Below are 7,057 nucleotides of genomic sequence, written 5' to 3' on the forward strand. Positions count from 1 at the left end.
GGCACGCTCAGCCCGGTCGCCGCCGCCGAGCTGCGCGCCGCCGCGGCCGCGGCACTGGCCGAGTCCCGCGCCGCGCAGGCGGAGGTCGCTCGACTGGTGCCGGCCCTCGACGGGTTCGATGCCGCCACGCACCACCGGGAGAGCGAGCGCTCGGTCGCCGTGGCCCGCCTCTCGGCCGACCGCGCCGGGCTCGAGGTGACGCTCCTGGACCTCGACGCGTCCGAGGCGGAGGTCGTCGCGGGCCGCGGGGAACACCCGACCGTCGCGGCCCGGCACTCGGAGCTGCTCGAGCGTGCGGCGGTGTCGACCTCGGTGCTGGAGGCGCTCGCCGAGCAGGACGCCGCCCAGGACGAGCTGGTGCGGAGGCAGGTCGAGCTGGCGGACGCGCTGGCCGAGCACGGCTTCGAGTCGGCCGACGACGCCCGCGCCGCAGCGGTCGAGGCCGCGGTCCTCGCGGAGCTGGACCAGGTGGTCACGGCCTACGCGACTCGGCTGGACCGCGCGACCGCCGGGCTGGCGGAGCCGGCGATCGCCGCTCTGGACGACGACCTGGTCGTCGACGTCGCGGGGGCGACGGCTGCCGAGGCGAACGCACGCACCGAGGCGGAGCGGCTGGCAGGAGAGGCGCTGGTGGCCCAGGAGTGCTCGGCGGCGGCTGCGGCGGCGGCTGACGGCGTGCTGCACGCCGCGGAGGATCTGGCGGACGCGCTTGCCGCGACGGGGCCGGTCTCCCGGCTCGCGGACCTGACCGGCGGTGGCGGTGGGGACAACGCGCACCACCTGTCGCTGGCCACCTTCGTGCTCATGCGCCGGTTCGAGGACGTGGTCGCGGCCGCGAACGAGCGGCTGCTGGTCATGTCCGACGGCCGGTACGAGCTGGTCCGCAGCGACGAGAAGGAGGACGTCCGCGCGCGGAACACCGGCCTGGCCATGCGGGTGGTCGACCACCGGACCGGGCAGCCGCGCGATCCCCGGACCCTGTCGGGCGGGGAGACGTTCTACGTGTCGCTGTGCCTCGCGCTCGGCATGGCGGACGTCGTGACGGCGGAGGCCGGGGGGATCGACCTCGGCACGCTGTTCGTCGACGAGGGGTTCGGGTCGCTCGACCCGCACACGCTCGACGCGGTCCTCGCCGAGCTGGGCCGGCTGCGCGCGGGCGGCCGGGTGGTGGGCGTGGTGTCGCACGTCGAGGCGCTCAAGCAGGCGATCGCCGACCGGATCGAGATCCGCCCGACGGCGCAGGGACCGAGCACGTTGCTGGTCCGCGCGGGCTGAGCGCCGGCGCGCCCGGACCGCGAGATCGCAGCCAGTGGCGGGCGTGGCGCCCGGGTCACCAGGCCCAGCCGCGTGAGGCGAGCTCGACCTCCTCGCGGAACCGCTCGGCCGGGTCGCCCTTGGCGGCGGGCTGAACCTCGACTCCTGCCAGGTGGCACGCCTCGACCAGCAGCTGGTCGTAGGCCAGCTGCGACGCGATGATCCGCTCGGCGCGCGCGAACGTCCGGGGATCCAGCTCGAGCGCACGCACATGGTCGGCGACGACTCCGAGCCGCTCCTGGACGCGCAGCGCGGTGAAGGGGTCGTACTCCGGGGGCTTCGGCCGACGCAGCCGGGCAGCCAGCCGCTCCAGCTGCGTGGCCAGGAACGCGCGCCACCGCGGCGGCTCGTCGGGCGACGGGAACAGCTGCCAGATCGCACCGAAGACGAGCGCCGGGAGGAAGAAGACGGCTGCCAACAGCACCCAGCTCATCGTGCGTCCTTCATCGATCGCGTACCTGACAGGCTAGGTCGCGAATGTGACGCACGCCACATCATTCCGGAGCAGGGCGGTTGCGATCCGGTGACGATGTCGAGCGCCGGGTCAGCCCGGGCAGGGCACCGGTTCGGCGTGACCGTCGGACGGCACCTCGCCGTCCGGGCGCGGCTGCGCAGCCGCCATGGCGCCGGCCCGCACGCCCGAGACGTGGTCGCGTTCCGCGCTGCGCACGGCCGCCGCGCCGTGCACGGACCGCGCACCGACCAGCTCGAGCTCGGAGCGCTCAGCGGTGGCAACGACCTGCTCGGCCTGTTCGACCGCGCCACGTGCCCAGGTGCGACGCACGGCGAGCAGCAGGACGGCGGCGACGACGATCACCCCGGCCATGACGCCACCCATGGTCACCGCCGTGGGGCGGCCGCCGAGGCTGGTGACGGGGGCGATCAGCGCACCGAGCCCGAACTGCAGGGCGCCGAGCAGGGCGGCGGCGGACCCGGCACGGTGCGGGTTGCTCGCCAGCGCGATGGCCGGCGCCGAGGGCAGGACGAACCCGGCGGTGCCGAGGGTGAGCACCAGGAGCACGGTGACCGGCCAGAAGGGAGCACCGAGGAGCGTCGTCGCGAACAGTGAGAGCCCCAGCACCAGTCCGGCGCCGACCGCTCCGGAGAGGATCTGCTCCGGGCTGAAGCGGCCGACGAGCGCGCCGTTCACCTGCGACCCGGCCGTGATCGCGACCGCGCCGGCGGCGAACACCCAGCCGAACTGCTGCGGGTCGAGCCCGTAGCCCTCCTGGAACACGAACGTCGACGAGGCCACGTAGGTGAACATCGCGCTCAGGTAGAAGGCCGACATGAGCGCCAGCCCGAGGAACGGCAGGTCCGTGATGAGGTCGCGGTAGGTGCTCAGGGCCGCTCGGGTGCCGCCGGTGCGACGCAGCTCGACGGGCAGCGACTCGCGCAGCGCCACCACGGCGACGGCCAGCAGCACCGCTCCGGTGGCGGCCAGGAACCCGAAGATCAGCCGCCAGGAGCCGACCTGGAGCAGCTGGGCGCCGATGGTGGGCGCCAGGATCGGGGCGACGCCGACGATGAGCATGAGCCGGGCCATCACCTTGGAGACCGCGATCCCCTCGTAGCGGTCACGCACGGTGGCCATCGAGAGCACCATGCCCGCGGCGGCGGTGAAGCCCTGCACGAAGCGCAGCGCGGTGAACGCGGCGATGTCGTCCACCAGCGCGAGCGCGACGGACGTCAGCACGTAGATGCTCAGCGCGGCCAGCAGCGGTCGGCGCCGGCCGAACGCGTCGGAGATCGACCCGAAGAGCAGCTGCCCGAGCGCCAGACCCGCCAGCGAGGCCGCGATGGTCAGCTGCACCGCCGCCGCCGTGGTGTCGAGGTCCTCGGCGATCTGGGGGAACGCGGCGAGGTAGGTGTCGAAGGTGAGGGGGCCGATGGCGGTGAGCGCCGACAGGAGGAGGACGAAGCCGGCGCTGATGCGCGTCGTGGGGATCCGGGCCATGACAGACCCAAGGTTGCGGGCCGCAAGCATCTTCCCCGCTGTCCATCCCGTGGGACGGACCGCGCGGAGCGTCGCCTCGGACACGGCCCGTCCGATGCCGATACTCAGGCAGTGAGAACCCGGTCCCGCGCGTGCGTCGCCCTCGTCCTCGGGCTGGTGGCGCTCGTCGGGACGTTCCGCGCCGTCGATCCCGCGGGTAGCACGCCGACGCCGTCCGCCGTGGCCCCAGCGCCGACGACCGAGACGACCAGCGTGCCCACGACCGCGCTGACGGCCGCCCACCTCCTGCCGGTCCAGGGGCGTGCACCGAGGACCGGCTACGACCGCGACCTGTTCGGCCAGACGTGGGCCGACGTGGACCGCAACGGCTGCGACACCCGCAACGACATCCTGCGCCGGGACCTCGACGCCCGGGTGCTCAAGGACGGCACCCACGGGTGCGTCGTGGCGTCCGGCACGCTCCGTGACCCGTACTCGGGGGAGACGATCGCGTTCGTGCGCGGGCAGGGGACGTCGACCGCCGTGCAGATCGACCACGTCGTGGCGCTGGCCGACGCGTGGCAGAAGGGCGCCCAGCAGTGGGAAGCGAGCACGCGGGAGGCGTTCGCCAACGACCCGCTCAACCTGCTCGCCGTGGACGGACCGCTGAACCAGCAGAAGGGCGCGGGGGACACCGCGACGTGGCTGCCGCCGCACAAGGCGTTCCGGTGCGCGTACGTCGCCCGGCAGGTCGCCGTGAAGCACGCCTACGGGCTGGGCGTCACGCAGGCCGAGCAGGACGCGATGGTCCGCGTGCTGTCGGCGTGCCCGACGGAGCCGCTGCCGTCCTGACCGGCGCGCGGATGTGGTGCCCCCTACCGTGACCCCGTGAGCGGACGCGGTGTGGTGGTCGGGGTCGTGGCCGTCGTCGTGCTGGCGAGCGGCGTGGTCGTGGCGGACCGGGTGGCGCACGCCACGGCGGAGCGGCGCGTGAGCGAGGCGATCGAGCAGAACCTGGACGTCGTCGGCACCCCGGCGGTCGACATCGGCGGGTTCCCGTTCCTCACCCAGCTCCTGGCGGGGTCGGTCGACGACGTCACGGGCTCGGTCGACGGCATCACGCTCGAGGGCGTCGACGCCACCGAAGTGACGATCGACGCGCGCGACGTGACGGTCTCCGAGCCGTACACGGTGGGCACCGCGACGATCGGCGCGACCCTGCCGACCGCCTCGATCGAGCAGATCGTGCGGGAGCGCTCGAACCTGGACGTCGCGGTCGCGGTCGACGAAGGTGCCCTGGCGGCGTCCGGCGACCTGCTCGGGATGACGCTGAGTGCGGACCTCACGCCTCGCGTCGAGGAGGGCCGGCTGCTGGTGAGCGTCGAGAACGTGCGGATCGCGGGGCTGACCGTGTCCGTCGAGGACCTGCCCAGCGCGATCGGCGACCGCCTGACCGACATCAAGATCCCCCTGAGCGGTCTGCCGGAGGGCCTGGTCCTGTCCGACGCGACGGTGGCCGGCGACGGCGTCCGGATCACCGCGACCGGCACGGACGTCGTCCTGCCCACGCAGGCACCGGACGCTCGGTAGGGTCCGTCCTGCCCTCCCGGCCGGGGGGACGACGACGGACGAAGGACCCCCGTGGACTGGCTCGGCGACGCCTGGCAGGAGATCACGACACCCCAACCGGTGCCGTCGAGCACCGTGGTGCTCCTCACCGCGCTCGGGGTCCTGGTGATCCTGGTGGCGCCGGGCGTCTGGCACGTCGCCCGGCACGGGCTGACGATCGTGCACGAGGCCGCGCACGCGGGGGTCGCGGTGCTCGTCGGCCGTCGCCTCTCGGGCATCCGGGTGCACTCGGACACGTCGGGCCTGACGGTGTCCGTGGGCAAGCCGCGCGGTCCGGGCATGGTGGCGACCGCCGCTGCGGGGTACGTCGGTCCGGCGCTGCTGGGCGTCGGCGCGGCGTGGCTGCTGTCCCGCGGATATGCCGTCGCGCTGCTGTGGATCCTCCTGGTGGTGCTGGCCCTCGTGCTCGTGCAGATCCGCAACTGGTACGGCCTGTGGTCGGTGCTCGTCACCGGCGCGCTGCTGGTGGCCGTCACCGTGTGGGGATCGGCCACGGTGCAGGGCGTCGCCGCCTACGCCATGACCTGGTTCCTGCTGCTGGGTGCCCCGCGGGCGGTCGTCGAGATGCAGTCGGAGCGTCGCCGTGCGCGGCGCCGGGGCGTGTCCGACACCTCCGACGCCGGTCTGCTGGGCCGGCTCACCCACCTCCCGGGTGCCCTCTGGGTGGGCATCCTGCTGCTGGTGTGCCTGGCGGCGCTGGCCCTCGGCGCGGTCTGGCTGATCGGCCTGCAGGTCTAGCCGACCCCGACGACGCACCGGCCCAGCTCCCGGTCCAGGGCGTCGCGCTCGGCGGCCGTGACCCACAACCCGTAGGCCGCCTTCACGCGCACCTGTCGCAGCGCGTAGACGCAGCGGTACCCGCGGTTGGGCGGCAACCACGTGGCCGCGTCGCCGGCGCCCTTCTCCTGGTTGGCGGGGCCGTCGACCGCGAGCAGGTTGGCCGGGTCGTTGGCGAAGGCCTCGCGCGCGGCGGGTGTCCACCCCTGGGCGCCCTTCTGCCAGGCGTCCGACAGGGCGACGACGTGGTCGATCTGCACGGCGGCCGAGTCCGGGCCGCGGGCGAACGGGATCGGCGCGCCCGTGTAGGGGTCGTCGAGGGTGCCCCGCTGGACCACGCAGTCCTGCACGACCGTCTGCATGAGATCCCGGCGCAGGACGTCGTTGCGGGTGTCGCAGCCGTTGCGGTCCACGTCGGCCCACGCCTGACCGAACCGCTCCCGCGCGTACCCGGTGGTCGGCGCCCGTCCGCGCACGGCCAGCGACGCGAGCGCGGCCTCACCGGCCGCCAGGTCCTGCGCCGTCACGGCGTACCGGGCGGCAACGCGCGCCTGGGACCACGCAGGTGCGCCGGCGCCGACCACGACGCAGACCACCAGGCCGAGCAGCCACGGGCCGGGGCGGTTCGACGTCATCCGTCGAGAGTGCCGGCGGCTGCGGCCCGGGCACAGGCGACCTGTGCACGCCGCGGGCTGAGGGCGGCTCGCTTGACGTGGAGTGCACTCGAAGGCGCACCATCGACGCCATGAGCGTCGACGTGCCGGTCCGGACCGGCCTGAGCATCGCCGAGGCGGCCGAGGCCACCGGCCTGACCACCCACACCCTGCGCTACTACGAGCGCGACGGGCTGCTGCTCGACGCGGTGGACCGGGCGTCGTCGGGCCACCGGCGGTACTCGAGCGACGACGTGGGCTGGATCCGGATGGTCACCCGGCTGCGCTCCACGGGCATGCCCATCCGCGAGGTCCGCCAGTACGCCGCCCTGGTCCGGCAGGGCGACGGCAACGAGGCCGCGCGCCTCGAGCTCCTGGTCGCGCACCGGGACCGCGTCCGCCAGCAGCTGGCCGAGGTGGCCACGCACCTGGACGCGATCGAGCACAAGATCGGCCTCTACGAGCGCAGGACCTCCACCACCGCCTGACCGGACCTGCCCACCTCGGCACGTACGGTCGTCGACGTGCCCACCCGCGTCGTCGCCGCCCTCGTCGCCGCCGGCCTGGTGGCGGTCGGGCTGGTCGTCTCGGGCGTGGAGCACCCGCTGGCCGACCCCGCCGGCGACGCCCTCTACGCCGCGTTCGTCTCCGCGCTGCTCGTCGTGATCGCCCCCCGGGCGCGCCCGGCGACCCTCGCGCTCGTCGCGTTCGCGCTCTGCGCGGCGGTCGAGCTCGCGCAGCTGACGGG

Annotated in this window: 9 protein-coding genes; 6 read left to right on the forward strand and 3 right to left on the reverse strand. The window is 74.3% G+C overall.

From position 1 onward, the window contains the following. Nucleotides 1–1,275, forward strand: a 1,275-nt coding sequence (locus RYN42_RS18885; RefSeq protein WP_315098754.1) for an SbcC/MukB-like Walker B domain-containing protein, incomplete at its 5' end; no start/stop codon positions are given. 55 nt (nt 1,276–1,330) lie between these two features. Here RYN42_RS18885 and RYN42_RS18890 read toward each other — a convergent pair. Then, nucleotides 1,331–1,747 (reverse strand): hypothetical protein, encoded by a 417-nt coding sequence (locus RYN42_RS18890; protein WP_315098759.1) that lies wholly within the window; start codon nt 1,745–1,747, stop codon nt 1,331–1,333. A gap of 111 nt (nt 1,748–1,858) precedes the next feature. Next, on the reverse strand, nt 1,859–3,271 hold the full coding sequence (locus RYN42_RS18895; RefSeq protein ID WP_315098762.1) for a multidrug effflux MFS transporter: 1,413 nt from the start codon (nt 3,269–3,271) through the stop codon (nt 1,859–1,861). Nucleotides 3,272–3,382: 111 nt separating this feature from the next. Here RYN42_RS18895 and RYN42_RS18900 point away from each other — a divergent pair, with 111 nt between their 5' ends. Genes RYN42_RS18900 through RYN42_RS18910 form a run of 3 tightly spaced genes read left to right on the forward strand, consistent with a single transcriptional unit; the run spans nt 3,383 to nt 5,617 of the window. After that, nucleotides 3,383–4,102, forward strand: a complete 720-nt coding sequence (locus tag RYN42_RS18900) for an HNH endonuclease family protein (RefSeq protein ID WP_315098765.1) — start codon at nt 3,383–3,385, stop codon at nt 4,100–4,102. Nucleotides 4,103–4,138: 36 nt separating this feature from the next. After that, nucleotides 4,139–4,840, forward strand: a complete 702-nt coding sequence (locus RYN42_RS18905) for a DUF2993 domain-containing protein (RefSeq protein ID WP_315098768.1) — start codon at nt 4,139–4,141, stop codon at nt 4,838–4,840. 51 nt (nt 4,841–4,891) lie between these two features. Further along, nucleotides 4,892–5,617 (forward strand): M50 family metallopeptidase, encoded by a 726-nt coding sequence (locus tag RYN42_RS18910; RefSeq protein ID WP_315098771.1) that lies wholly within the window; start codon nt 4,892–4,894, stop codon nt 5,615–5,617. On the opposite strand, the gene RYN42_RS18915 is transcribed toward RYN42_RS18910, so the two are convergent. Then, nucleotides 5,614–6,291, reverse strand: coding sequence for an HNH endonuclease family protein (locus RYN42_RS18915; RefSeq protein ID WP_315098774.1), 678 nt, complete (start codon nt 6,289–6,291; stop codon nt 5,614–5,616). The genes RYN42_RS18910 and RYN42_RS18915 overlap by 4 nt on opposite strands. Nucleotides 6,292–6,401: 110 nt before the next feature. Between RYN42_RS18915 and RYN42_RS18920 the strand changes: the two genes are divergently transcribed. Further along, nucleotides 6,402–6,797 (forward strand): MerR family transcriptional regulator, encoded by a 396-nt coding sequence (locus RYN42_RS18920; protein ID WP_315098777.1) that lies wholly within the window; start codon nt 6,402–6,404, stop codon nt 6,795–6,797. 36 nt (nt 6,798–6,833) lie between these two features. Beyond that, on the forward strand, nt 6,834–7,057 hold a 224-nt coding region (locus RYN42_RS18925), incomplete at its 3' end, for a DUF2809 domain-containing protein (RefSeq protein WP_315098780.1).

Origin of the sequence: uncultured Cellulomonas sp. (assembly GCF_963527515.1) — a bacterium.
Lineage (GTDB): Bacteria > Actinomycetota > Actinomycetes > Actinomycetales > Cellulomonadaceae > Cellulomonas.

Bases quoted from the DNA above. Each gene is read 5' to 3' on its own strand.
- RYN42_RS18915 (WP_315098774.1), bottom strand. From the start codon at position 6,291: ATGACGTCGAACCGCCCCGGCCCGTGGCTGCTCGGCCTGGTGGTCTGC.
- RYN42_RS18920 (WP_315098777.1), top strand. From the start codon at position 6,402: ATGAGCGTCGACGTGCCGGTCCGGACCGGCCTGAGCATCGCCGAGGCG.
- RYN42_RS18890 (WP_315098759.1), bottom strand. From the start codon at position 1,747: ATGAGCTGGGTGCTGTTGGCAGCCGTCTTCTTCCTCCCGGCGCTCGTC.
- RYN42_RS18895 (WP_315098762.1), bottom strand. From the start codon at position 3,271: ATGGCCCGGATCCCCACGACGCGCATCAGCGCCGGCTTCGTCCTCCTC.